Annotated in this window: 23 protein-coding genes; 1 reads left to right on the top strand and 22 read right to left on the bottom strand. The window is 62.6% G+C overall.

The genetic code is table 11. From position 1 onward, the window contains the following. Position 1: 1 nt before the first annotated feature. The 4 genes from J2X54_RS05150 to ppsA form a co-directional block, all read right to left on the bottom strand. Positions 2-439 (bottom strand): DUF4259 domain-containing protein, encoded by a 438-nt coding sequence (locus J2X54_RS05150; protein WP_310178670.1) that lies wholly within the window; start codon positions 437-439, stop codon positions 2-4. Positions 440-449: 10 nt separating this feature from the next. Then, positions 450-1,412: an SPFH domain-containing protein gene (locus J2X54_RS05145; RefSeq protein WP_070247587.1), complete on the bottom strand. Its 963-nt coding sequence runs from the start codon at positions 1,410-1,412 to the stop codon at positions 450-452. A 25-nt stretch (positions 1,413-1,437) separates the two neighbouring features. Beyond that, a complete protein-coding gene (locus J2X54_RS05140; protein WP_310178667.1) occupies positions 1,438-1,881 on the bottom strand; it encodes an NfeD family protein in 444 nt (147 codons plus the stop codon). Between the two features lie 168 nt (positions 1,882-2,049). Next, positions 2,050-4,482 (bottom strand): phosphoenolpyruvate synthase, encoded by a 2,433-nt coding sequence (ppsA, locus tag J2X54_RS05135; protein ID WP_310178665.1) that lies wholly within the window; start codon positions 4,480-4,482, stop codon positions 2,050-2,052. Between the two features lie 166 nt (positions 4,483-4,648). Here ppsA and J2X54_RS05130 point away from each other — a divergent pair, with 166 nt between their 5' ends. Beyond that, complete coding sequence (locus tag J2X54_RS05130) at positions 4,649-5,497, top strand: pyruvate, water dikinase regulatory protein (RefSeq protein ID WP_070247590.1); 849 nt, start codon at positions 4,649-4,651, stop codon at positions 5,495-5,497. Positions 5,498-5,540: 43 nt separating this feature from the next. Here J2X54_RS05130 and J2X54_RS05125 read toward each other — a convergent pair whose 3' ends face one another. From J2X54_RS05125 to rpsB, 18 genes are all read right to left on the bottom strand, one after another. Next, positions 5,541-7,955 (bottom strand): catalase, encoded by a 2,415-nt coding sequence (locus J2X54_RS05125; RefSeq protein WP_310178660.1) that lies wholly within the window; start codon positions 7,953-7,955, stop codon positions 5,541-5,543. Positions 7,956-8,078: 123 nt separating this feature from the next. Then, on the bottom strand, positions 8,079-9,272 hold the full coding sequence (locus J2X54_RS05120) for an EAL domain-containing response regulator (protein ID WP_310178657.1): 1,194 nt from the start codon (positions 9,270-9,272) through the stop codon (positions 8,079-8,081). 21 nt (positions 9,273-9,293) lie between these two features. Next, on the bottom strand, positions 9,294-10,079 hold the full coding sequence (locus tag J2X54_RS05115; protein ID WP_310178655.1) for an RNA methyltransferase: 786 nt from the start codon (positions 10,077-10,079) through the stop codon (positions 9,294-9,296). Next, positions 10,076-10,726, bottom strand: coding sequence for a ribonuclease HII (gene rnhB, locus J2X54_RS05110; protein ID WP_070247594.1), 651 nt, complete (start codon positions 10,724-10,726; stop codon positions 10,076-10,078). The genes J2X54_RS05115 and rnhB overlap by 4 nt, the downstream gene beginning before the upstream one ends. A 124-nt stretch (positions 10,727-10,850) precedes the next feature. Next, entirely contained in the window at positions 10,851-12,011 is a 1,161-nt protein-coding gene (gene lpxB, locus J2X54_RS05105) for a lipid-A-disaccharide synthase (protein WP_310178648.1), read from the bottom strand. Further along, positions 11,995-12,783, bottom strand: a complete 789-nt coding sequence (gene lpxA / locus J2X54_RS05100; protein WP_310178645.1) for an acyl-ACP--UDP-N-acetylglucosamine O-acyltransferase — start codon at positions 12,781-12,783, stop codon at positions 11,995-11,997. The genes lpxB and lpxA overlap by 17 nt, the downstream gene beginning before the upstream one ends. Before the next feature lie 2 nt (positions 12,784-12,785). Next, positions 12,786-13,280 carry a 3-hydroxyacyl-ACP dehydratase FabZ gene (gene fabZ, locus J2X54_RS05095; RefSeq protein WP_070247597.1) on the bottom strand — a complete coding sequence of 165 codons (495 nt, stop codon included), beginning with the start codon at positions 13,278-13,280 and terminating at the stop codon, positions 12,786-12,788. Next, the gene (gene lpxD / locus J2X54_RS05090) at positions 13,277-14,329 is read right to left on the bottom strand and encodes a UDP-3-O-(3-hydroxymyristoyl)glucosamine N-acyltransferase (RefSeq protein WP_070247635.1); all 1,053 of its coding nucleotides are present in this window, start codon (positions 14,327-14,329) and stop codon (positions 13,277-13,279) included. The genes fabZ and lpxD overlap by 4 nt, the downstream gene beginning before the upstream one ends. A 12-nt stretch (positions 14,330-14,341) precedes the next feature. Beyond that, entirely contained in the window at positions 14,342-14,857 is a 516-nt protein-coding gene (locus J2X54_RS05085; protein ID WP_070247598.1) for an OmpH family outer membrane protein, read from the bottom strand. Between the two features lie 65 nt (positions 14,858-14,922). Beyond that, entirely contained in the window at positions 14,923-17,259 is a 2,337-nt protein-coding gene (bamA, locus tag J2X54_RS05080; RefSeq protein ID WP_070247599.1) for an outer membrane protein assembly factor BamA, read from the bottom strand. Between the two features lie 85 nt (positions 17,260-17,344). After that, complete coding sequence (rseP, locus tag J2X54_RS05075; RefSeq protein ID WP_310178637.1) at positions 17,345-18,739, bottom strand: RIP metalloprotease RseP; 1,395 nt, start codon at positions 18,737-18,739, stop codon at positions 17,345-17,347. Further along, entirely contained in the window at positions 18,736-19,929 is a 1,194-nt protein-coding gene (ispC, locus tag J2X54_RS05070; RefSeq protein ID WP_310178635.1) for a 1-deoxy-D-xylulose-5-phosphate reductoisomerase, read from the bottom strand. The genes rseP and ispC overlap by 4 nt, the downstream gene beginning before the upstream one ends. 11 nt (positions 19,930-19,940) lie before the next feature. Then, a complete protein-coding gene (locus J2X54_RS05065; protein ID WP_310178633.1) occupies positions 19,941-20,777 on the bottom strand; it encodes a phosphatidate cytidylyltransferase in 837 nt (278 codons plus the stop codon). After that, on the bottom strand, positions 20,777-21,529 hold the full coding sequence (gene uppS / locus J2X54_RS05060; protein WP_310178630.1) for a polyprenyl diphosphate synthase: 753 nt from the start codon (positions 21,527-21,529) through the stop codon (positions 20,777-20,779). The genes J2X54_RS05065 and uppS overlap by 1 nt, the downstream gene beginning before the upstream one ends. A gap of 126 nt (positions 21,530-21,655) precedes the next feature. Continuing rightward, complete coding sequence (gene frr / locus J2X54_RS05055; RefSeq protein ID WP_070247604.1) at positions 21,656-22,216, bottom strand: ribosome recycling factor; 561 nt, start codon at positions 22,214-22,216, stop codon at positions 21,656-21,658. A 32-nt stretch (positions 22,217-22,248) separates the two neighbouring features. Beyond that, positions 22,249-22,965 carry a UMP kinase gene (gene pyrH / locus J2X54_RS05050; protein ID WP_070247605.1) on the bottom strand — a complete coding sequence of 239 codons (717 nt, stop codon included), beginning with the start codon at positions 22,963-22,965 and terminating at the stop codon, positions 22,249-22,251. Between the two features lie 155 nt (positions 22,966-23,120). Next, entirely contained in the window at positions 23,121-24,032 is a 912-nt protein-coding gene (gene tsf / locus J2X54_RS05045; protein ID WP_070247606.1) for a translation elongation factor Ts, read from the bottom strand. A 149-nt stretch (positions 24,033-24,181) separates the two neighbouring features. Further along, complete coding sequence (rpsB, locus tag J2X54_RS05040) at positions 24,182-24,931, bottom strand: 30S ribosomal protein S2 (RefSeq protein ID WP_019919692.1); 750 nt, start codon at positions 24,929-24,931, stop codon at positions 24,182-24,184. Positions 24,932-25,263 lie beyond the last annotated feature (332 nt).

Genomic DNA, 25,263 nt, shown 5'->3' with positions numbered 1-25,263 from the left:
CTTACGCCAGCCGCGCGGCCAGGTCGTCGACGGTGGCGCGCCATTCGGCATAATGCTCGCTCTCTTCCCACAACTGGCGCAGCTCCGATTGCTCGGAGACGATGCGCGCCAGCGCCTGCTGCGCCTTGGCCAACAGGTCGGCGCGCGCTTTGACCGGGCCCTTGGCCTTGGCCTCTGCCGCCACCTTGCGCGCATCCACCCACTCGTCCACCGACGCGCTGTCCTCGGTGCGCTCGCCGCCCTTGCCATGCAGGCGCGCCAGCACTTCGATCGCTGCCAGCGCTTCGGCCGCCAGCGGCGCTTCCAGTTCGGCGCCAACGTCAGACAGCGCCGTCTCGAGCGTGTTCTCGATGGCGTCCATATTGGTTGTCTCGTGCAAATCCTCGGCCCAGTCCTGGGCGAAGTCGTTGCCGAAAGCGTCTACCGCCCAGGTACCCATGCGTTGCTCCTTATGGCCGCGCTGGTTTGACCAGCGGCAGCTCTTTTTGCGCCATCGTTTGCGACTTCACGACCTGCATCGCAGTGGCGATCAAGCCGCTGATGTCGCCCAGGTTGGCCGGGACGATGATCGAGTTGTTGGTCTTGGCCAGCTTGCCGAACGCTTCCACGTACTGCTCGGCCACCTTCAGGTTGACGGCATCTTCGCCGCCCGGCTCGCGGATCGCGGCGCCCACCTGGCGCAGCGCATTGGCGCTCGCTTCGGCCAGCGCCACCACGGCTGCCGCCTCGCCCTGGGCGCGGTTGATGGCGGCCTGCTTGTCGCCTTCGGAACGGGCGATCTGCGCTTCGCGTTCGCCGTTGGCGATGTTGATCTGCTCCTGCTTGCGGCCTTCCGAGGCAGCGATCAGCGCGCGCTTTTCGCGCTCGGCGGTAATCTGCGCCTGCATCGCGTGCAGGATCTCTTTTGGCGGCGTCAAGTCCTTGATCTCGTAGCGCAGCACCTTCACGCCCCAGTTGGACGCCGATTCGTCGATGGCGTTGACGATGGTGGTGTTGATATGGTCGCGCTCTTCAAACGTTTTGTCGAGTTCCATGCGGCCGATCACCGAGCGCAAGGTGGTTTGCGCCAGCTGCGTGATGGCGGCGATGTAGTTGGACGAGCCGTACGAGGCGCGCATGGCGTCGGTGACCTGGAAGTACAAGATGCCGTCCACTTGCAGCTGCGTGTTGTCACGCGTGATGCAGACCTGCGGCGGCACGTCGAGCGGGATCTCTTTCAATACGTGCTTGTAGGCGATGCGGTCGACGAACGGGATCACGATATTGAGGCCCGGTCCCAGCGTCGCATGGTATTTGCCAAGCCGCTCCACCACCCACGCGTGCTGCTGCGGCACTACGTTGATGGTCTTGAATACAAACACCAGCGCCAATATAAACAGCACCAGGGTCACATTGCCGAAACTGATATCCATTACGTCTCCTTCGTTTGAAATTAATTTACGCTGTCACGATCAAGCGGCTGCCGCGCACTTCGCGGATGATGTACTTGCCAGGTGCGGGCGCATGGGTAGCCGTTGCCGCAGCCGCAGCGCGGTCGAGCTCCACGTCCCACAGCGCGCCGCGATACATCACGCGGGCCACGCCATCCTGCCAGGCCGGCACGATGATGGCCTGGCCGATGTCGAGGTTGACATTGGGATCGCGCTCGGCGTCGGTGCGCGACCCCATCTTGCCGAAACGGCTGCGGCGCAGGCCGATGGTGGCGGCCACGCCAACGATGGCGGCCACCATGGTCTGGATCGGCAGCGCCAGCCCGATGGCAGCAGCCAGCGCGCCAAACGCCAGGCCCACGGCGATCATCAAGAGGTAAAAGGTCCCGATGAACAGTTCGACGGTTACCGCGACGCCGGCGGCGATCAGCCAGAAACTCCAGTCAGCCATGATGTCTCCTCGTGTGGTTAGCTGTTTTTAAATACAAAGACCCCCGGAGCCCAATATGGGCCACGAGGGTCTCGGATGCAAGAGCGGTTTGTGTGGAGTAAAAAGCTACTAAATTCATTAACTCCAGTCTAAACCATTTTTGTCTTGCGTCAACTCTTAGTTGCTACATTATTTAGGCTGCAGGCTCGCCAGCTTTTGCCAGGTGTCGATCACCGAGTCCGGGTTCAACGACATCGATTCGATGCCCTGCTCCATCAGCCACACCGCGAAATCCGGGTGGTCGGAAGGACCCTGGCCGCAGATGCCGATGTACTTGCCCTTTTCGCGGCACGCCTTGATCGCCAGCGACAGCAAGGCCTTGACGGCCGGATCGCGCTCGTCGAAATCGGCTGCCAAGAGCGCCATGCCGGAATCGCGGTCCAGGCCCAGGGTCAGCTGGGTCAGGTCGTTGGAACCGATCGAGAAGCCGTCGAAGAACTCGAGGAACTGGTCGGCCAGGATCGCGTTCGATGGCACTTCGCACATCATGATCAGGCGCAGGTCGTTTTCGCCGCGTACCAGGCCGTTCTTGGCCAGCAGGTTCACGACCTTCTCGGCCTGGCCCAGGGTGCGCACGAACGGCACCATGATCTCGACGTTGGTCAGGCCCATGTCGTTACGCACGCGCTTCATGGCCAGGCATTCCATCTCGAAGGCGCCGGCAAAATCTTCGGCCAGGTAGCGCGCAGCGCCACGGAAGCCCAGCATCGGGTTTTCTTCGTCCGGCTCGTAGCGCGAACCGCCGATCAGCTTCTTGTACTCGTTGGACTTGAAGTCCGACATGCGCACAATGACTTTTTTCGGCCAGAAGGCAGCAGCGATGGTGGCGATACCTTCGGCCAGCTTGTCCACGTAGAAGGCTTTCGGCGAAGCGTGGCCGCGCGCGACCGACTCCACCGCTTTTTTCAGGTCGGCGTCGATGTTCGGGTATTCCAGGATCGCTTTCGGGTGCACACCAATATTGTTATTGATGATGAACTCGAGGCGGGCCAGGCCCACGCCGGCATTCGGCACCGACTGGAAGTCGAACGCCAACTGCGGGTTACCGACGTTGAGCATGATCTTGGTTGGCAGCTTCGGCAGTTCGCCGCGCTGCACTTCCGAGATTTCGGTTTCCAGCAGGCCGTCGTAGATCTTGCCTTCGTCGCCCTCGGCGCATGACACGGTCACAAACGTGCCGTCCTTGAGCACTTCGGTCGCGTCGCCGCAACCGACCACTGCCGGCACACCCAGTTCGCGCGCGATGATCGCCGCGTGGCAGGTACGGCCGCCACGGTTGGTGACAATCGCCGAGGCGCGCTTCATGACCGGTTCCCAGTTCGGGTCGGTCATGTCGGCCACCAGCACGTCGCCCGGCTGCACGCGTTCCATCTCCGACGGGTCGGTAATCACGCGCACCGGGCCGGCGCCGATCTTCTGGCCGATGGCGCGGCCGGACGTCAGCACGGTGCCGGTCGATTTCAGTTTGAAGCGCTGCTGCACGTCGGTCGCTTTCTGCTGCGATTTGACGGTTTCAGGACGCGCCTGCAAGATGTACAGCTTGCCGTCGCGGCCATCCTTGCCCCACTCGATGTCCATCGGACGGCCGTAGTGGTTTTCGATGATGACAGCGTACTTGGCCAGTTCCACCACTTCGGTGTCGTTGAGCGAGTAGCGGTTGCGCAGTTCCACCGGCACGTCCACGGTTTTCACCGAGCGGCCAGCCTTGGCTTCGTTGGTGAATTCCATCTTGATCAGCTTGGAGCCGATGTTGCGGCGGATGACAGGCGATTTGCCTTTTTCCAGCATCGGCTTGTGCACGTAGAATTCGTCCGGGTTGACGGCGCCCTGCACCACGGTCTCGCCCAGGCCATAGCTCGATGTGACGAACACCACGTCCTTGAAGCCCGATTCGGTATCGATGGTAAACATCACGCCGGCGGCGCCCAGGTCGGAACGGACCATGCGCTGCACGCCGGCCGACAACGCCACTTCGGCGTGAGTAAAGCCCTTGTGGACGCGGTACGAAATGGCGCGGTCGTTGTACAGCGACGCGAACACGTGCTTCATCGCTTCGAGCACGTTGTCGATGCCGACCACGTTCAGGAACGATTCCTGCTGACCGGCGAACGACGCATCAGGCAAGTCTTCGGCGGTGGCCGACGAACGCACGGCAAACGACATTTCGGTGGTGGAGTCGGCAACCAGGCGCTCGTAGAAGGCCGTGATATCGGCCTGCAGGCGTGGCTGGAACGGAGTTTCAATGATCCAGCCACGAATCTCGGCGCCCGCTTGCGCCAGGGCGCGCACGTCGTCGATGTTCAGGTCGGCCAGGCGATCGGCGATGCGGTCTGCCAGCGGCTTGCCGCCGTCGACGCTGTGGGTGAGGAAGTCGCGGAATGCCTGCGCCGTGGTGGCAAAGCCACCAGGCACACGCACGCCGGCGCCAGCGAGCTGGCTGATCATTTCGCCCAGGGACGCGTTTTTGCCACCGACCGACTCAACGTCGGTCATGCGCAAATTTTCAAACGATGCGACGTAAACCGCTTCGCCAGCCTGCTCCTTCAATGCTGCGTTAGACATAAAAAACACCTTTTTGATGATAGAAATCTTCAGCCGGGTGCAGACGTCTCCGTTTTGCTTGTTCTTGTTATTCTGGTCGTCGTGCACCACAATCATGCTATTGGCAACCATTCTACAGCCTGTAACGATAATTGACGATTCCCAAACAAGACAGGCATACAAAACCATGACACAAGAACAACGCTCGACTTTCCCTACAGCATCACGCACGGTGTTCTTCGTTTCCGACGGCACCGGCATCACGGCGGAAACCTTTGGTCACTCGGTGCTTACCCAGTTCGAGCTGCGCTTCCGCCAGATCCGCCTGCCCTTCATCGACACGCTCGACAAGGCCCACGACGCCGCCCGTAAAATCAACGAGGCGTTCGTGACCGACGGCCAGCGCCCGATCATTTTTTCCACGCTGGTGCAAACCGAGCTGTCGGACGTGATCAGCCGCTGCAAGGGCATGTATATGGACCTGTTCCAGACCTTCGTGGCGCCGCTCGAGCAGGAATTGAATGTCAAGTCGACCCACACCATTGGCCGCTCGCACAATATCGTCGACAGCGAGGAATACAAGAACCGCATCGAGGCGATCAACTTCTCGCTGGCGCACGACGACGGCCAGTCGCACAAGAACCTCGCTTCGGCCGACATCATCCTGGTCGGCGTGTCGCGCTCGGGCAAGACGCCGACGAGCTTGTACCTGGCCATGCAGTACGGCATCAAGGCGGCCAATTACCCGCTGATTCCCGACGACTTCGAACGCGGCCGCCTGCCGTCGTCGCTGTACGAATTCAAGTCGAAGATTTTCGGCTTGACCATCACACCCGAGCGCCTGACCGAGATCCGCAACGAACGCCGCGCCGGCAGCAAGTACGCGTCGATCGAGAACTGCCGCTACGAGGTCAACGAAGCGGAATCCATGATGAAGCGCGAGGGGATCCGCTGGCTGTCGTCCACGACCAAGTCGATCGAGGAGATTTCCACGACGATTTTGCAGGAGATCAAGCCCGACCGGCGCGATTATTGAACCCGCACGGCCTACCGGCGTCAGGGGTTGCTCGCTGGGCTCCCTACAAGCGCGGCGGATCGGTATCGCGAACGTAAACCCGGTGGCGGCCCAGCACAGCCACGAACTGCGCCAGCGCGTCAGCCAGGTCGCAACTGTCAGCCGCGATCACTCCGGGATCCGCCTCACCATCGGGCAGCCGGTCAGGAATATGCGCGGTGCGCAGCAGCACCGCGCCGCTGCCCACCGCCAGCATGGGTTTGAGGTGGCGAAACTGCAGCCTCAAAAATTCCAGCGCGCGCGCATCGCGCGATAGCGTGCATTCGCCGTCCGGATAATCGGGCACGATCACCGCATCGAACAGCACTGACGGTCCCGCCTCGAAACTGAGTTCCACGTCCAGCGGCGCGTCGTCGCTGGCGGCCACCTTGCCGATCTGTTCCCCCACCAGCCGTGGCGCCGCGCCCAGGTCCAGCAGCGCGGCATACAGCTTGCGCGTTTGCGGACCGTCCACGCCCGCCGCCACCAGCAGCGCCACCCGCCGCGTGGCGATTCCCACGCTGCCGGGACGACTGAGCAGCGACAGCGGCGACGACGGCGAATACGGATGCGGCGGGCGATCGGTGGCGGGCGGCAGCGGCGCCGGGACGTCCATCCCCAGGCTGGCGGCCACGCGCGTGACCATCACCTCGTCCACGTTGGCCAGCAACGCCAGCACCCGCTTGCGCACCGCCGGCGTCTGCACCCGCGTCAGTTCGAAGCGGAAGGCCTGCACGATGTGGTCCTGCTCGACCGGCGCCTGGCTGATCCAGAACAGGCGCGCCTGTGAATAATGGTCGGCGAACAGCGCGGGCTTGCCGCGCACCTGATTACCCTGCGATGCTTCCGGCACGCTGACAAAGCCGCGTGCGCCGGCCTGGAACGGGCAGCCGCCCGCCAGAGAATTGGGTTCGTAGTTGACGCGGCCGCGGTTGATCTGCTGGCGGTGAAAACCCTCGCGCTGGTTGTTGTGGATGGGCGCCACCGGGCTGTTGATCGCAATCTCGTGGAAGTTGGGGCCACCCAGGCGCGTGAGCTGGGTGTCGATGTACGAGTGCAGGCGGCCTTGCAGCAGCGGGTCGTTGGAAAAGTCGATGCCCGGCACCACGTGGGCAGCGCAAAACGCCACCTGCTCGGTCTCGGCGAAAAAGTTGTCGGGGTTGCGGTTGAGCACCAGCTTGCCCACGGCGCGCAGCGGCACCAGCTCTTCCGGCACCAGCTTGGTGGCGTCGAGCACGTCGAACGGCAGGCGCGCCGCCTGCGCTTCGGAAAACACCTGCAAGCCCAGCTCCCACTCGGGGAACTGGCCGCTGTCGATCGCTTCCCACAGGTCGCGCCGGTGAAAATCCGGATCGGCGCCGGCGAGGCGCAGCGCCTCGTCCCATACCAAAGAATGGGTTCCGGCCACCGGCGTCCAGTGGAATTTGCAGAACACCGACGCGCCACGTGCATTGACCAGCCGGAACGTGTGTACACCAAAGCCCTGCATGGTGCGGTAGCTGCGCGGGATGGCCCGGTCCGACATCTGCCACAGCAGCATGTGGGCGATTTCGGGACTGAGCGAGGCGAAGTCCCAGTAGGTATCGTGCGCGCTTTGCGCCTGCGGCATGGCGTGGTGCGGCTCCGGCTTCAGGGCGTGCACCACGTCCGGGAACTTCATCGCGTCCTGGATGAAGAACACCGGAATGTTATTGCCCACCAGGTCCCAGTTGCCCTGCTCCGTATAAAACTTGACGGCAAAGCCGCGCACGTCGCGCACGGTATCGGCCGAACCGCGCTCGCCTACCGCCGTGGAAAACCGCACGAACGCCGGCGTGCGCTTGCCCGGCGCGCCGAACAGCGCGGCGCCGGTGATTGCCGACAGGTCGTCGTAGCTTTCGAAGTAGCCATGGGCCGCCGAGCCGCGCGCATGGACCACGCGCTCGGGTATCCGTTCGTGGTCGAAGTGGGTGAGCTTTTCGCGCAGGATGAAGTCTTCCATCAGCGTCGGGCCGCGCAGGCCGGCTTTCAGGCTATGCTGGTTGTCCGCCACCGGCACGCCGAAGTTGGTGGTGAGCATGCGGCCGCTGTCGTCCACCCGTACCCGATCGAGCGGGCCGTCGAGCGGATTGTCGCCCAGGTCGGGCTGGCCGGCGCCCACCTTGGGCGAAGCCACGGTCTCGGTGCTGGTGCTGGCCGTGGCCAGCGGCGAGGTCGGGGTTTCGGTGTCGCCCTCGTGCGGCACGTAGGCGGCGTCGCCGTATTCGAGCGCCTTGGTGGTGTTGTACGGCATCTCGGCGGCCAACTGGGCGTCGCTGACGACCTTCTCGATCAACTGGCTGGCGATCGGGTTGGGTGGTCCCAGGCGCGACGGGCGCGGCGCCTTCGACGGGCCGCCAACAGTGCTCAAGACCGAGCCTGCACCATCCACATCGCCGCCATTGCTTTTACGTTTGGCCATCTCGCGCTCCTCGTCTGGCGTCCCCTCAACACGGAGGACCGAGGTCGAGTTTGCGTTTCTGAGGCTGACGCCGCTTGATGTCGGTCAAGCGTGGGGGAGAACAGGAATTCCCGGGGAAAACGACTAGAAAAAATGGCGCCAGTCGGAGAGCCAGTCGGGAAATTCTTCGACCGGCATGGGCTTGGCGATGTAATAGCCCTGGGCATACGTGCAGCCCAGTCCCTGCAGGAAATCCCAGTCCTGCTTGGTCTCAACGCCCACCGCCACCGAGCGCCGTTCCAGGCTGCGCGCCAGGCCCAGGCACGAGCGCAGCACGGTGGCAATGGCCGGCTTGCGGAACGCGCCATCGACAAAGCTGCGATCGATTTTCAGCTCCGAGAACGGCACCCGCGCCAGCAATTGCAGGTTGATCAGGCCGGTGCCGTAATCGTCGATGGCCAGGCCAAAACCCTTCATGCGCAGCCGTAGCAGCCGTTCCAGGAAGTGCGGCGTGGTGGTGAGCACCGCTTTTTCCGTCATCTCGAAGGTGAGATAGTCGGGCATGATGCGGTGGCGCTCCAGGCAGGCGTCGATCTGCTCCATGAACTGCGGGTGCGCCAGCGTGCTGGGATCGACGTTGACCGAGAACGAAATCGGGATGCCGTCGTCGTGCAGGCGGCGGCAGGCCTGCACCGATTTTTCGATCAGCGCCCAGTCCAGAAAATCGATGCGGTGGTTTTCCACCAGCGCCGGCATGAACGACGCAGGGCCGAGAATGCCGTAGCGCGAATGGCGCCAGCGCGCGAACATCTCCAGCCCTTTCACACGCCCGGTTTCGAGTTCGATCTTGGGCTGGAAGTGCGGCGCGAACTCGTTGTTGTTCAAGCCGTGTCCCACCTCCGCGAACGACAGCGTGGGCGTACGCGCCGGCCGCACTTCTGGCGGTTTCAGGTGGCTGGCGATGACCGCCTCCAGGCGGCCGGCGATCAGCGGCTTGGTCATCACGCCCAGCACATTGAGGCCGAAGGCGTCGGCCATCGACTCGATCGAGAACAGCACGGAATTGGTTTGCGAACCGAAGATGATGAGCCCCGCGCGGCTTTGCAGGTCGCCCATGCGGCGGATGACTTCCAGCGCGTCGGTGCCGGGCACCTGCAAGTCGAGGATGATGACATTGACGGCGGGCTGGTGGCGCAGGCCCAGGCAGCGCAGCGCGGTGTCGCCGTCGGCCGCCTCGGTGATCTGGACAGCGCCCAGGCGCTGCAGGATATCGACCAGCACACGGCGCTGTGCGTCGTCTCCTTCAGCGACCAGAAAATGCAACTGCCCGATATCCATAACTGCTCCGGTGGAAACTGCCTAGCCCTGATTCTGCCTGAGTTGTTCGAAAAAGCATACTGCTGCGCAAGCGGCGACGTTGAGCGACTCCACCTGGCCCGCATGGGGAATCACGACCTGGTGGGAAGCGAGCGCCAGCAGGTCGTGCGCCACGCCCTGCCCTTCGTGGCCGAACAGCCACGCCACCGGCTGGCGCAGGTTCACATCATACAGGCGCTGCGTGGCGTAGCCGCTGGTGGCCAGCGACACCACCTGCGAATTCGACACCAGCGCTGGCAGATCGACATTCTCGAAAATATCAAGCACGAAGTGGGCGCCCATGGCCGCGCGCAGCACCTTGGGCGACCAGCAGAACGCAGTGCCGGCGCTGCAATAAACTTGCGTAATGCCAGCCGCTGCCGCGCTGCGCAGGATGGAGCCGACGTTGCCGGGATCCTGCACGCCGTCGAGCAGCACCGCAGAGACTTTCAACGGCTCGGTCACAACGCATTCCGGCGTGGGGATCAAGAACATCACGCCCACGCCGTGCTCCACCTGGCTAATCGCGTTGTACAGCGCATCGGGCAAGGCCAGTACGTGCGCGTGCTGCGCTTGCAGCGCGCCGACGATTTCCATCACTTCCCGGTTGTGCAGCGCGGTTTCGCCGACGATGCACTGCTCGGGCGCGCCGCGCATTTGCAGGTACGACTGGCACAGGTGCACGCCGTCGAGCAGGGTGCGGCCCGACTTGCGGCGCGCCTGGGCGCTACCGGCCAGTTTGACCAGGTCTTTGTACTGCGCATTGTCGCGCGAGGTGATGGTCTTCATGCGCCCACCTCGATCTGGATGGTCACGCCGCTTTGCAGGGCCAGCACGGCGCGTACCGGTGCGAACGAGCGGCGGTGCACCGGCGACGCGCCATGCTCACGCAAACGCGCCAGGTGCAGCGCGGTGCCGTAGCCCTTGTGCTGGTCGAAGCAGTAATGCGGATACTGCGCGTGCAGCTGCACCAGCGCGGCGTCGCGCGCGGTCTTGGCCAGGATCGATGCGGCCGAGATGGCATCGACCTTGTCGTCGCCGCCGATCACGGCGATCGACTGGATCCGCATGACCGGGCAGCGGTTGCCGTCGATCAGGGCCAGCGTGGGCACGGTGGACAACGCTTCGACCGCGCGCCGCATGGCCAGCATCGACGCCTGCAAAATATTGAGCTGGTCGATCTCGTCCTCCGACGCCTGGGCAATCGCCCACGCCAGCGCCTGCGACTTGATCACCGGGGCCAGCAGATCGCGCTTGGCTTCGGTGAGTTTTTTGGAGTCGCGCAGGCCCAGGATGGGACGGTTCGGGTCGAGGATGACGGCAGCGGCAAACACCGGGCCGGCCAGCGGCCCACGGCCGGCTTCATCCACCCCGCAGATGATTTCGTCGGGGGAGTCGGGTATGTCGTCGAACAGGCCGGGGGTTGGGTTTTTCACGTTTTACTCTGACTGTTAATTCAATTTAATGCGTATAAATTGGATTCCCGCCTGCGCGGGGATGACGGAACCGGGGCCAGCGGCCTCAACGCCGTCATTCCCGCGCAGGCGGGAATCCAATGTGCTAGCCGCGGCCGATCACTTTGAGCACCGCCGCCGCACTCTCCACCGCGCTGTTGCGCAGCAGGCTGTGATGCATGTCGGTAAAGCGCTGCGCCAGCCGCAGCCGGTGCGGCGCGTCGGACAGCTGCTGCCACATCGCCTCGGCCAGCGCTTGCGGGTTGGCGGCGTCCTGCAGCATCTCGGGCACCAGGAATTCGCGCGCCAGGATGTTGGGCAGTCCCACCCACGGCTGGTAGCCGAAGTGGCGCAGTATCTGCCACTCCAGCGCCATCATTTTATAGGCAATCACCATCGGCTTCTTGAACAGCGCCACTTCCAGCGACGCCGTACCGGAGGCCACCAGCACCGCGTCGCCGGCGGCAATCGCCGTGTGCGACTGGCCGTCGAGCAGGTCGATTTCCACGTCCTGCAAGCCCGCCTGCGCCACCAGTTCCAGGAAATACTGGCGCTGGCGTGCCCCCGCCATCGGCGCGACGAAACGCAGCGAGCGGTCGCGCTGCTTGAGCAATCTGGCCGCCTGCACAAAGGCCACCGTATTGTATTTGAGCTCGGACATGCGGCTGCCGGGCATGATGGTGACCACGTTGGCATCCTGCGGCAAGCCGAGCTTGGCGCGCGCGCCCGCCTCGTCCGGCGCCATCGGGATCACCTCGGCCAGCGGATGGCCCACGTAAGTCACCGGCACGCCGGCCTGGCGGTAGATCTCTTCCTCGAACGGGAACACCACCAGCATGTGCGACACCGCCCTGATGATCTTCTTGATGCGGCCACCGCGCCAGGCCCATATCTGCGGCCCGATGTAGTGGATGGTGGGAATGCCCGCCGCCTTCAGCTGTTCTTCCAGCCCGAGGTTGAAACCGGGATAGTCGGCGCCGATAAAGGCCGCCGGGCGGTCGGCCAGCAGCTGGTCGCGCAACTGATTCTGGATGCCCTTGATCTCGCGGTAGCGCGGTATCACGGCCAGCAGGCCGCGCACGGTCAGCTTGTCCATCGGCACATGCGACTCGAACCCCTGGGCGATCATGTGCTCGCCGCCGATGCCGCGCAAACGGGCGCCGGGGATGTGCGGCTTGAGGCCGGAAAGCAAACGGGCGGCCAACAGGTCGCCCGATGGTTCTCCGGCGACCATCGCCAGCGTCAGATTGTCAGCGGACGATGCCACGGGACGCCGTATCGAGGAATTCGCGCATGGCGCGGATGTGCACTGCCGCGCCTGGCGTGGCCTGCTCTTCGGCCAGCAGCGCAGCCTTGGCTTCTTCCAGCGTCAGGCCCGAGCGGTACAGCAGCTTGTAAGCGGTGCGGATGCCGTTGATCTCTTCGCGCGTAAAGCCACGGCGCTTGAGGCCTTCGATATTGACGCCGTGCGCCTGCGCCGGGTTACCGTTCAACAGCACGAACGGCGGCACGTCCTGCGTCAGGCTGGTGCTCATGCCCACGAACGCATGGGCGCCGATCTTGCAGAACTGGTGGACATTGGCGAAACCGCTCATGATCACCCAGTCGCCGATTTCCACGTGGCCGGCGATCTGCGCATTGTTCGAGAAGATGGTGTTGCTGCCCACCTGGCAGTCGTGCGCAAGGTGCACGTACGCCGAGATCCAGTTGTCGTTGCCCAGCGACGTGACGCCCTTGTCCTGCACCGTGCCGGTGTTGAAGGTGCAGAATTCGCGGATCGTGTTGCGGTCGCCGATGGTCAGGCGGGTGGGTTCGCCCGCCCATTTTTTATCCTGCGGCGCAGCGCCGATCGACGAAAACTGGAACAGCTTGTTGTCACGGCCAATGGTGGTGTGGCCTTCGATCACCACGTGCGGACCGACCACGGTGCCGGCGTCGATTTGCACGTGCGGTCCGATGACCGTGTACGCGCCGACGTCGACGCTGCTATCGAGCTGCGCTTTCGGATCGATGACTGCGGTGGCGTGGATGGTGCCCATGATTACTGCCCCGCAGGCTGGCTGGCATCCGCAACGCTGCGGATGGTGCACATCAGTTCCGCTTCCACGGCCACCTGGCCATCGACCGTGCCCACGGCCTTGTATTTCCAGATGCCGCGCGCGTTGCGCAGGATTTCCACGTCCATCTTCAGCTGGTCGCCAGGACCGACCGGGCGCTTGAAGCGGGCGCCGTCGATACCGACGAAGTACACGACCGAGCTTTCGTCAGGCTTGATGCCCATGGTCTTGAAAGACAGCAGCGCAGCGGTCTGCGCCATCGCTTCGATCATCAGCACGCCCGGCATGACCGGCTTGTGCGGGAAGTGGCCGTTGAAGAATTCTTCGTTGACGGTAACGTTCTTGATCGCGGTGATCGACTTGCCTTCTTCGTACGCGAGCACGCGGTCCACCAGCAGCATCGGGTAGCGGTGCGGCAGGTAGGACTTGATTTCGCAGATGTCCATGGTCTTGGCGGTGTCAGGCTGGGTAGTGGTCATGATTCGTTTTCTTTATTGGTCTTGATAATTTTTTCCAGCGCGCGGATTTTCTCGCGCATGCCGGGCAGGTTGCGCACGATGGCGGCCGACTTTTCCCATTCGGCGTTCTTGGCCAGCGGATAAAAGCCCGTGTACTGGCCCGGCTCCAGGATCGAGCGCGACACCATCGACGCCGAGCCCACGTGCACCCGGTCGACGATGGTCAGGTGCCCGAGCACCATCGAGGCGCCGCCGAAGGTGCAGTACTTGCCGATCTTGGCGCTGCCCGCCACGCCGGTGCACCCGGCCATGGCCGTGTGGGCGCCGATATGGCAGTTGTGGCCGATCTGGATCTGGTTGTCGAGCTTGACGCCGTCTTCGATGATGGTGTCGGCCAGCGCGCCCCGGTCGATGGTGGTGTTGGCGCCGATGTCGACGTCGTCACCGATCACCACGCGGCCCGTTTGCGGGATCTTGATGTACACGCCGGCCTCGTTGGCGAAGCCGAAACCGTCGGTGCCGATCACGGCGCCAGAGTGGATGATGCCGCGCGCGCCAATGATGCAGTGGGCGTGGAACGTGACATTGGCAAAGAAATGCGTGCCCTCGCCCACTTCGGCTTCGCGGCCGATGTAGCAGCCGGCGTCGATCACCGCGTGCTCGCCGATCACGGCGCCCGCTTCGATCACCACGCGCGCGCCGATGTGGGCGCTGGCGGCAACGTGGGCGTCAGCGGCCACCACCGCGCTCGGATGCACGCCGGGGGCCGGCACGAAGGCCGTGAGCGATTCGAAATACTGCGCCGCGCGGGCGAAATACACGTAAGGGTTGGGGACCACGATGCGCGCGCCGGTGTAACCGGCGGCGATGAATTCGTCATCCTTGGCGGCGACGATCAGGGCCGCCGCGTGGCTGTCGCGCGCCTGGGCGCGCAGTTTGCTATTGCTGAGAAAGCTGATGTGCGAAACGCCGGCATCGGCCAATGGAGCGATCCCGGTCACTTCCAGGTCCGGGTCCCCCATCAACTCACCACCGAAGCGTTCGACCAATGTGCCCAGTCGAGTGCCCATCATGGTCCTTTTTTACTTGTCTTTGTCGAGCGCTGCCAACACCTTTTCGGTGATGTCGATACGCTTGCTGGCCCATACCGCATCTTGCAGCACGATATCGAAGCCTTCGGTATCGGCCATCTGGCGGATGATCTTGGTGGCGCGGTCGGAAATTGCCTGGCGTTCCTCGTTGGTGCGCTGGCTCAGGTCTTCGCGGAACTCGCGCTGGCGGCGCTGGAATTCCTTGTCCAGATCGAACACGTCGCGCTGACGACGCGTGCGTTCGGCTTCGGACAGCGCCGGCGCGTCTTTTTCCAGCTTGGCGGAAGCGGCCTTCAGGCGCCCTTCCATTTCGGACATGGCTTTTTCGCGCGATTTGAACTCTTCCTGCAGCTTTTCGCTGGCCAGCTTGGCCAGCTTGGACTCGTTATAGATGCGCTCCGGGCTGAGCCAGGCGATGCGCGACAGCGAGGTCTGCGCGTGCGCCGGCGCGACGGCGCACCACCCCATGGCCGCCAGGGCGAGCGTGGCGGCAATAGATTTGGTCATCGTGGCGGATGCAGTATTCAACTTGATTCTCCGATTAAATATAGAGTGCCGGGCCGGGGTGCAGGTCAGAAACCGCTACCCATCTGGAACTGGAAGCGTTCCAGGCGGTCGGTCGGCTTGGCGTTCAGGGGCTTAGCATAACTCAACTTGAGCGGGCCCACCGGCGAGATCCAGCTGATACCGAGGCCGGCCGAGTAGCGCAGCTGCGAGTAGCGCAGCTTCTCGCCTTCCTGGTACACCTGGCCCGCATCGAGGAAGCCGAACCAGCGCAAGCTGCGGTCCTTGCCCGAACCGGGGAACGGCAGTTGCAGCTCGGCGTTGCCGATCACGCGCGCGGCGCCGCCCAGGGCATCGCCGTAGCGGGAATCGACCGCACCCAGCGACGAACTTTCGTAGCCGCGCACCGAACCGATACCGCCGCCGTAGAAGTTCTTGAACACCGGGTACGGCGTGTCGCCGAGGCCGCGGCCGTAATCGAGCTCGCCCTTGAGCGCCAGCACGGTTTTCCAGATCATCGGCTTGTAGTACTGGTGCTCGTAGATGGCGCGGTAGTATTTCTGCTTGCCGATCACGTCCAGTTCGAGGTTCAGGCGCTGGTAGCGGCCGATCGACGGCGTCAGGCCCGAGTCGCGGCTGTCGCGCGACCATGCCAGCGTGAGCGGCACGGCGTTGGTCTCGGCCTTGCCGATACCGGACGGATTGCCGGTGACGTCGGTCACGTATTGCTGGAACCGGGTCGGCGAGGTCGAATCGGTTTCGATCGACGAGCGCTCGAGGCCGATACCGAGGAACACGGTGTCGGTTTCCGAGAACGGCACGCCGTAGCTGATGCGGCCGCCCTTTTGCTTGATGGTGTAACTACCGATGTTGAGCGCCGGCGGACGCTGGGTACGCAGGTACACCTCGTACGAACGCGAAATGCCGTCGTCGGTGTAGTACGGGTCGAACTGCGAGAACGAAATCGTGCGGCTGTACTTGGAGGTATTGAGCTCCATGCCCACGGTGGTGCCCGAGCCGGCGAAATTGGCCTGCTGGATCGCCGCCTGGAACGTGAATTTTTCCGATTGCGAGAAAGCGCCGCCGATGGTGAAGTTACCGGTCGGTTTTTCCACCACGGTGAGGTTGACGTCTACCTGGTCGGAAGTGCCCTGCGCTTCCGGCGTATCGATCGTCACGTCCTTGAAGTAGCCGAGGCGGTCGACGCGGTCGCGCGAGAGCTTGATCTTGTTGGCGTCGTACCAGGACGATTCGAACTGGCGGAACTCGCGGCGGATCACTTCGTCGCGCGAGGTGGTGTTGCCGGCGATGTTCATGTGACGCACGTAGGCGCGCTTGCCCGGATCGATCATGAAGGTAAAGCTCACTTCACGCTTTTCCTGGTTGATGTCCGGGTTGGCGTTGACGTTGGCGAAGGCGTAGCCGAACGTGCCCAGGCGATCGGAGATCAGCTTGTTGGTGGCGGTGAGCAGTTCGCCCGAATACACCGAGCCCTTGCGCAGCAACACCAGCGAACGCAGCTCGTCCTCGCGGCCGAAGGTCTCGCCCTCGAACTTGATGTCGGCGACGTTGTACTTCTCACCCTCGGTGATGTTGATGGTGATGTAGATGTCTTTTTTATCGGGCGTGATCGAGACCTGGGTGGAATCGATGTTCATCTCGATGTAGCCGCGATTGAGGTAGAACGATTTGAGCGACTCGATATCGCCGGTCAGCTTGGTCTTGGAGTACTGGTCGGCCTTGGTGTACCAGCTGAACCAGCCGCCGGTGTTGAGCGCCAGCTGTTCGCGCAGTTCCTTGTCCGAGAAGACCTTGTTGCCGATGATGTTGATCTGCTTGATCTTGGCGATTTCGCCCTCGTCCACCGCGAACGTGATGTTGACGCGGTTGCGTTCGAGCGGCGTGACGGTGGTGACCAGCTTGACGCCGTACAGGCCGCGCGACAGGTACTGCCGCTTGAGTTCCTGCTCGGCGCGGTCCACGGACGCCTTGTCGAAAATCTTCGCTTCGCCCACGCCGATGTCTTTCAGCGCCTTGACCAGCACGTCCTTTTCGAATTCCTTGGTACCGGTGAATTCCACCTTGGAGATGGCCGGGCGCTCTTCGACCAGCACCACCAGCACCTGGCCGTCCGCTTCCAGCCGCACGTCCTTGAAGAAACCGGTGGCATACAGGGCCTTGATGGCGCTGATACTCTTATCGTCGTTGAAGGTCTCGCCCACGCGCACCGGCAGGTAGCTGAAGACCGTACCGGCTTCCGTCCGCTGGATGCCCTCGACGCGGATGTCCTTGATCACGAAGGGTTCGATCGCCATGGCGTTGCCGGCGCAAAGCGCCAATACGGCGGTGCCGATCAGACTGCGGCGCATGGAAGATGGAGTAATACGGTCAGAATATAATTTCATCGGGGTTATTCAATGTCTCATTCAACGAACTACGTGTAACCATGTAACTGTTAGTTATTACTGCAACCGGGTGATTTATATATTCTTACATGAGCCTGGTGATGTCGTTAAATACCGCCAGCACCATCAATGTCATCAATAAACCGATGCCGATACGCTGGGCAAATTCCGCCACGCGCTCGGACACGGGTCGCCCGGTTAAAACTTCCAGCGAATAATACAGCAAATGCCCCCCGTCTAGAACGGGAATCGGTAGCAAATTCATTACGCCCAGGCTGATACTGATGAAGGCAATGAAGCTTAAATAACTCGCCACGCCCATGCGCGCAGTCTGGCCGGCGTAGTCGGCAATTGTAATCGGACCGGTGACATTCTTGAGCGACGCTTCGCCGGTGACCATCTTGCCGATCATCTTGAGCGTCATCGCGCAGGTATCCCATACCCGCTCGATCGCCTTGCCCAGCGCCGCGACCGGGCCCGACGGCACGGTGATCATATCCGGCTGCAAGGCAACGTAAGCGCCGATCTTACCGACTGTTACAGCTTGCTTACCCGACTTTTCGCCGTCCGCGCCTTGCAGTGCTTCGGCCTGCGGCGTGACCGCCAGCGTGCGCACCTCGCTGCCACGCTCGACATTGACCTGCATGGTCTTGCCAGGCGCCGCGCGGACCAGGTTGATGAAGGCGATGCCGTCCTGCACCGCCACGCCATCGACGCTTTTGAGCAGGTCGCCCGCTTGCAGCCCGGCGCGCTCGGCGGCGCCGCCCGGCAGCACTTGCTGCACCACCGGCGACGGCCGCGAGACGTCGATACCGAGGCTGCCGACGATGTCGCCTTCGAGGTCGAGCGCGGCCATGGTCGCAGCCGGCACCACGGCGGTAATGTGACCATAGCCGGAACGTTCCACGGCCAGGCTGGCCTGGCGCTTGTCAACGGCCGCCTGCATCAAATTCCAGCGCAGTTCGGACCAGGCCGAAACCGGCTCGCCGTTGACGGCCGTGATGCGGTCGCCGCTGCGCAGGCCGGCAATGGCGGCGGGCGTGCGGTCGGCGTCCTGGCCGGCGGGCGCGCGCACGCTGATCTTGCTGGCCGGCTCCTGCACGCCATGCATGTACAGGCCGGCGAACAGCACGATGGCGACCAGGAAATTGGCCAGCGGGCCAGCGGCCACGATGGCGATGCGCTTCCAGACATTCTGGCGCGTGAACTCGCGCGCCAGGTCTTCTTTCGGAATACTGGCCAGGTCGCCTTCGCGGGCGTCGAGCATTTTGACGTAGCCGCCCAGCGGCAAGGCCGAGATGGCCCACTCGGTCTGGTCAGGACCGAAGCGGCGCGACCACACGACTTTACCCATGCCCACCGAAAACCGCAGCACTTTCACACCGCACCAGCGCGCCACCAGGTAGTGGCCAAGCTCGTGGATCGTGATCAGCGAGCCGAGGCAGACGGCAAAGGCCAGGATGGTGGTCAGGAAATTCATTGAACGAGTCCGGCAATCACGGCTTCAGCAGCCACGCGGGCAGCGCGATCCTGGGCCATCACGATGTCGATGCTGTCGGCAGCGCCATGCGGCAACTGGTCCACCACTTGCGCGATCACGCGGTCGATCTGGCGGAAGCCGATCTTGCGGTCGAGGAAAGCCTGCACCGCCACTTCGTTGGCGGCGTTGAGCAGCGCCGGCGCCGTGCCGCCGGCGCGCAAGGCGTCGAACGCCAGCGCCAGGCACGGAAAGCGCGCGTAGTCGGGACGGTGAAATTGCAGGGTGGCGATCTCGGTGATGTCGAGCTGGGCCACGCCGGACGCGATGCGTTCCGGGTAGGCCAGCGCGTGGGCGATCGGCGTGCGCATGTCCGGGTTGCCCAGCTGGGCCAGCACCGAGCCATCGATGTACGACACCATCGAGTGGATCACCGACTGCGGGTGGATCACCACATCGATACGGTCGGCCGGGGCGCCGAACAGCCAGTGCGCCTCGATCACTTCCAGGCCCTTGTTCATCATGGTGGCCGAATCGACCGAAATCTTGCGGCCCATCGACCAGTTGGGGTGCTTGCAGGCCTGCTCGGGCGTGACATCCTCGAGGGTGGCGACGTCGCGCGTGAGGAACGGCCCGCCGGACGCGGTGAGCAAGATCTTGGCAACGCCGGCGCCGGCATCGCGCACGGCCGGCATGCGTCCGCCAAATTGCGGCATGGCCTGGAAGATCGCGTTGTGTTCGCTGTCGATCGGCAGCAGGATGGCGCCCGATTCGGCAACGGCGTCCATGAACAGCTGGCCGGACATGACCAGTGCCTCCTTGTTGGCCAGCAGGATTTTCTTGCCGGCGCGGGCAGCGGCCAGGGTTGGCGCCAGGCCAGCCGCGCCGACAATCGCCGCCATCACGCTGTCCACTTCGGGCGCCGACGAAATCGCGCACAGCGCAGCTTCGCCGTATTCCACCTCGGTGTTGACGTTGGCGGCGCGCAGCAGCGCGGCCAGGCGCCCTGCCGCCTCGGCGGTGCCGACCACCGCACGTTGCGGTTTGAAGGCGATACATTGCGCGGCCAGCGCATCGACGCGGCTGTGCGCGGACAAGGCATAGACAGCGTAGCGCTCGGGATGACGGGCGAGCACGTCCAGCGTGGACACGCCGATCGAACCGGTGGCGCCAAGGATGGTGATGCGTTGCATAAGGAGTTCTTTCAGAGCCAGGCCGAGATCAGTGCGGCGATCGGCAGCACGGGGATCAGCGCATCGACACGGTCGAGCACGCCGCCATGGCCGGGCAGCAGGTTGCTGCTGTCCTTGATGGCCGCACGGCGCTTGAGTTGGGATTCGAACAGGTCGCCAATCACGGACGCGGCCACGATCAGCAGCAGCGCCACGATGGTCACGCCCCAGCCGAAGCGCGCCTGCAGGCGCACGGCAAAGGTGTCTTGCAGCCACGGCACGCCGCCCGCCGCAAGAATGGAAATGATGGCGATGACCAGCACGGCGATACCGCCGCCGATCGCGCCTTCCCACGATTTACCGGGCGAGATGGTGGGCGCCAGCTTGCGCTTGCCGAAGGCCTTGCCGGAGAAGTAGGCGCCGATATCGGCAATCCACACCAGCACCAGCACCGACAGCAGGTACACGGGCGAACGCAGGTACAGGCCGACGATGGCGAAGAAGCAGACGAACACGGCAAAACTGAAGGTCAGCGCCATCGACCAGTTGGCGGCCGTACCCAGCTGGGGCAAGCCCAGGCCCAGCGACGGCGCGTAGCGGATCAGCCAGAGCAGCGAGGCGATCGCGTACAGCGGGGTCGCGGAACCGGGCTGGGCCTTGTACAACAGCGCCACGAACAGCAGCGCACCGACGATGCCGGCGATGCGGGCCGGGCTGTCTTTCAGGCCGAACATGCGCGCACCTTCCCAGATGGCCGCGCCAAGGAACAGCGTGACGACCACGGCAAAGGCCGGGAAATACTGGAAGAACAGGACTGGCAGCAGCACCGCCAGCAAGACCAGAGCGGTAATAATCCGTGTTTTCAGCATCAGTTTTTCTTTTCTGCCAGTTGCGCGCCGGTGCGGCCGAAGCGGCGTTCGCGGTGCTGGTAGGAGGCGATCGCCTCGTCGAGGCGCTCGATCGAAAAATCGGGCCAGTACGTGTCGGTGAAGAACAGCTCGGTGTACGCGAGTTGCCACAACAGGAAATTGGAGATGCGCTGCTCGCCGCCGGTACGGATGAACAGGTCGGGCTCCGGCGCGTACGCCATGGCCAGGTGCGGCGCCAGCTGTTCTTCGGAAAAATCGGTGGCGCCGGGATGGGCGGCAACCATCTTGCTCACGGCCTGCATGACGTCCCAGCGGCCGCCGTAGTTGGCGCAGATGGTGACCGTCAGGCTGGTGTTGTTGGCGGTCTTGCGCTCGGCGTTGGCGATCATGGTGCGCAGCTTGTCGTCGAAGCGGGTCAGGTCGCCCACCACGCGCAGGCGGATGTTATTGGCGTGCATCTTGGACACTTCGCGCTCGAGCGCAGTCATGAACAGGCGCATCAGGAGGGACACTTCCTCTTCCGGGCGGCGCCAGTTTTCGGAACTGAAGGCAAACAGGGTGAGGTACTCGATGCCGCGGTTGATGCAGGCCTCGACCACGTTACGGACCGCTTCGACGCCCTTGACGTGACCGGCGACGCGCGGCAAAAAGCGCTTGGTGGCCCAGCGGCCGTTACCGTCCATGATCATGGCGACATGGCGCGGCACTTGCGGTGCGTCCGGGACCTCGGTAGTCGAACTCGTATATTTCATGAAAGCTTTGCTGCCAAAGGAATAAAGTATTGCAGGTGGAACGGAAAAAGACAAGACGCCAGCGCCAACTTGCCATTCGCTGGAGCGCGAATGACAAAGTGGTCGCTGGCGCCTCGGCCTGAAGGGTTAAACCGTCAGGACTTCTTTTTCCTTCTCTGCCACCATCTTGTCGATGTCGGCGATGAACTTGTCGGTCAGCTTCTGCACATCATCGACAGCACGACGCTCGTCGTCTTCCGAGATGGTTTTGTCCTTGACCAGCTTTTTCAGCGATTCGTTACCGTCGCGGCGGATGTTGCGCACGGCGATTTTCGCGTCTTCGGCTTCGCTCTTGCACAGCTTGACCATTTCCTTGCGGCGCTCTTCGGTCAGCGCCGGGGTGGGCACGCGAATGACGTCGCCCTGCGCCGACGGGTTCAGGCCCAGGTCGGCGTCGCGGATGGCTTTTTCGATGGTGGCAGCCATGCGCTTTTCGAACGGCTGCACGCCGATGGTACGTGCGTCAATCAGGTTGATGCCAGCCACTTGCGACAGCGCGGTCGGCGAACCGTAGTACTCGACCATGACATGGTCGAGGATGCCGGTGTGGGCGCGGCCGGTGCGGACCTTGGCCAGGTCGGCGCGCAGGGTTTCCAGCGATTTGGTCATGCGCTCTTGCGCATTCTTTTTAACGTCAGCTACGGACATTGCTGCTCTCCTGTATACGGATGGTGTAAATCTTAAACGTGAACCAGTGTACCCTCATCCTCGCCCATGATCACGCGCATCAGCGCGCCGGGCTTGGTGATCGAGAACACCTTGATCGGCAGTTTCTGGTCGCGGCACAGCGCAAAGGCGGTGGCGTCCATCACTTGCAGATTGCTGGCGATCGCTTCGTCGAAGCTGATCTTGTGGTACAGCGTGGCGTTCGGGTCTTTCTTCGGATCGGCAGTGTACACGCCATCGACCTTGGTTGCCTTCAGAACGATTTCGGCGCTCATTTCCGCACCGCGCAGGGCGGCCGCGGTATCGGTGGTGAAGAACGGGTTGCCGGTGCCGGCGGCGAACACGACAACCTTGCCTTCTTCCAGGTACTGCAGCGCTTTCGGGCGCACATACGGCTCGACCACCTGCTCGATGCCGATCGCCGACATCACGCGCGCGGTGATGCCGACGTGGCGCATGGCGTCAGCCAGGGCCAGGGCGTTCATGACGGTGGCCAGCATGCCCATGTAGTCGGCGGTGGCGCGGTCCATGCCCTGGGCGCCAGGGGCGACACCACGGAAGATGTTGCCGCCGCCAATGACGATCGCCAGTTCCACGCCCAGTTTCGCGACCTCGGCCACGTCAGCCACCATCCGCTCGATGGTGCTGCGATTGATACCGTACGCGTCGTCGCCCATCAGCGCTTCGCCGGACAGTTTGAGGAGGACACGCTTGTAGGCTGGTTTGGACATGAGACGGGGCTCCTAAATATGGTGGGTTGGGGGGCTGCCGGCGCCTATCATACCTTGAGACGACGGCGGCAGCGCGACTGTTGCTTAAGAATTAATATTACGGGGTCAGGCTAAAAAAACGGGCCTCGCGGCCCGTTTTTTAACTTGCAGGGTGATTAACCCTGGATCGCGGCCATTTGAGCGGCCACTTCTGCTGCGAAGTCGTCTACCTTCTTCTCGATGCCCTCGCCCACCACGTACATGGTGAACGATTTAACCGTGGTAGCTTTTTCTTTCAGCATCTGCTCGATCGATTGCTTGTCGTTTTTCACGAAAGCCTGGTTCAGCAGCGATACTTCTTTCAGGTACTTCTGTACCGAACCTTCCAGGCGCTTGGCGACGATGTCGGCAGGCTGTACCGGCTTGCCGGCAGCAACGGCTGCGGCGGCATCTTCGTCGGCCTTCAGTTTCGCAACCGAACGCTCTTTTTCGATCAGTTCGGCTGGCACGTTGTCCGACGACAGCGCGACTGGCTTCATCGCGGCGATGTGCATGGCAACGTCCTTACCGACCTGTTCGTCGGCGCCGTCGAACTCGACGATCACGCCGATGCGCGCGCCGTGCAGGTACGACGCCAGCTTGGCGGTGGTTTCAAAACGCTGGAAGCGACGGATCGACATGTTTTCGCCGATTTTGCCGATCAGGGCAGCGCGCACTTCGTCCAGGGTCTGGCCGTTGCCAGCTGGCAGGGCCAGCAGGGCAGCGACGTCGGCCGGGTTGTGTTCGGCTACCAGCTTGGCAGCGTTGGCGGCCAGGGCCAGGAAGTCGTCGTTTTTCGCAACGAAGTCGGTTTCCGAGTTCACTTCCACCAGGGCGCCTACGCCGCCGTTGATGAAGCTGGCAACCACGCCTTCGGCGGTCACGCGCGACGATGCTTTCGATGCCTTGCCGCCCAGCTTGACGCGCAGGATCTCTTCAGCACGACCCATGTCGCCTTCGGCTTCGGTCAGTGCTTTTTTGCATTCCATCATCGGCGCGTCGGTTTTCGCGCGCAGTTCGCCTACCATTGCTGCTGTAATCGCTGCCATGTGTTTTCTCCTGTTGTTCGGTATTCGGGGGATGGGGAACCGTTATGGCTCTAACCCATTGATGTTAAAAAAAAGGGGGAGCTGGTGGCCACCCCTTTTTCTTTCAGCCAGCATGAAGGGAATGTACCCCTCAAGCCAACTTCAAACAATTAAGCTTGCTCGACTTCGACGAATTCGTCGCCGGCGGCGGCTTTAACCATTTCAACTACTTCGTTACCGGCAGCAGCACGGCCTTCCAGGATCGCGTCGGCAACACCACGTGCGTACAGGGTGATTGCTTTCGACGAGTCATCGTTACCTGGAATGACGAACTTCACGCCTTCTGGCGAGTGGTTGGTATCGACCACGCCGATAACCGGGATGCCCAGTTTTGCGGCTTCGGTGATGGCGCCCTTGTGGTAGCCGACGTCAACGACGAAGATTGCGTCAGGAACGCCGCCCATGTCCTTGATGCCACCGATTGCTTTTTGCAGCTTGACGATTTCGCGTTGGAACATCAGCGCTTCTTTTTTCGACAGCTTCTCAACCGAACCGTCTTCAACCTGGGCTTCCATGTCTTTCAGACGCTTGATCGAGGTTTTGATGGTTTTGAAGTTGGTCAGCATGCCGCCGAGCCAGCGCTGGTCAACGAAAGGAACGCCTGCGCGTGCAGCTTCAGCAGCGATGATGTCGCGTGCCTGGCGCTTGGTGCCGACCATCAGGATGGTGCCACGGCTTGCAGCTACTTGCTTAACATGCTTCATCGCTTCTTGATACATACCCATCGTCTTTTCCAAGTTGATGATATGGATCTTGTTGCGGTGACCGAAGATGAACGGTGCCATCTTTGGGTTCCAGAAACGGGTTTGGTGACCGAAGTGGACACCGGCTTCCAGCATTTCGCGCATAGTTACGGACATTTTTTAACTCCAGGGTTGGGTCTGGAATCCGACCAGTGACCCGGTTATTACGCCAGGCACCCTTGTCGATCGGATTCGAGTTTATTAACGAAAATAAGTGATTTTTTACTGCATTGCTCAAAGCGGATTCAAGCAACCCGAGATTATATCCCCGAACGTGGTTTCCTGGCAAGTGCCGCACGCCCAGCTCCCCTGCGCCACATCCTGGTGCACCCCTCACATCACCACGCACCAATCTGTTGCGCAAATGAGCGATGACGCACCAAAACATGACTTTCGTCAAAAATAAATATACAAAGGTAATTTCCTTGTAATATTATCCGGGAACCAAC

Origin of the sequence: Duganella sp. 3397, assembly GCF_031456625.1 — a bacterium.
Classification (GTDB): Bacteria; Pseudomonadota; Gammaproteobacteria; order Burkholderiales; family Burkholderiaceae_D; genus Rugamonas; species Rugamonas phyllosphaerae.
Note: the sequence above shows the minus strand (reverse complement) of the source record. Positions and strands in the feature narration are given on the sequence as shown.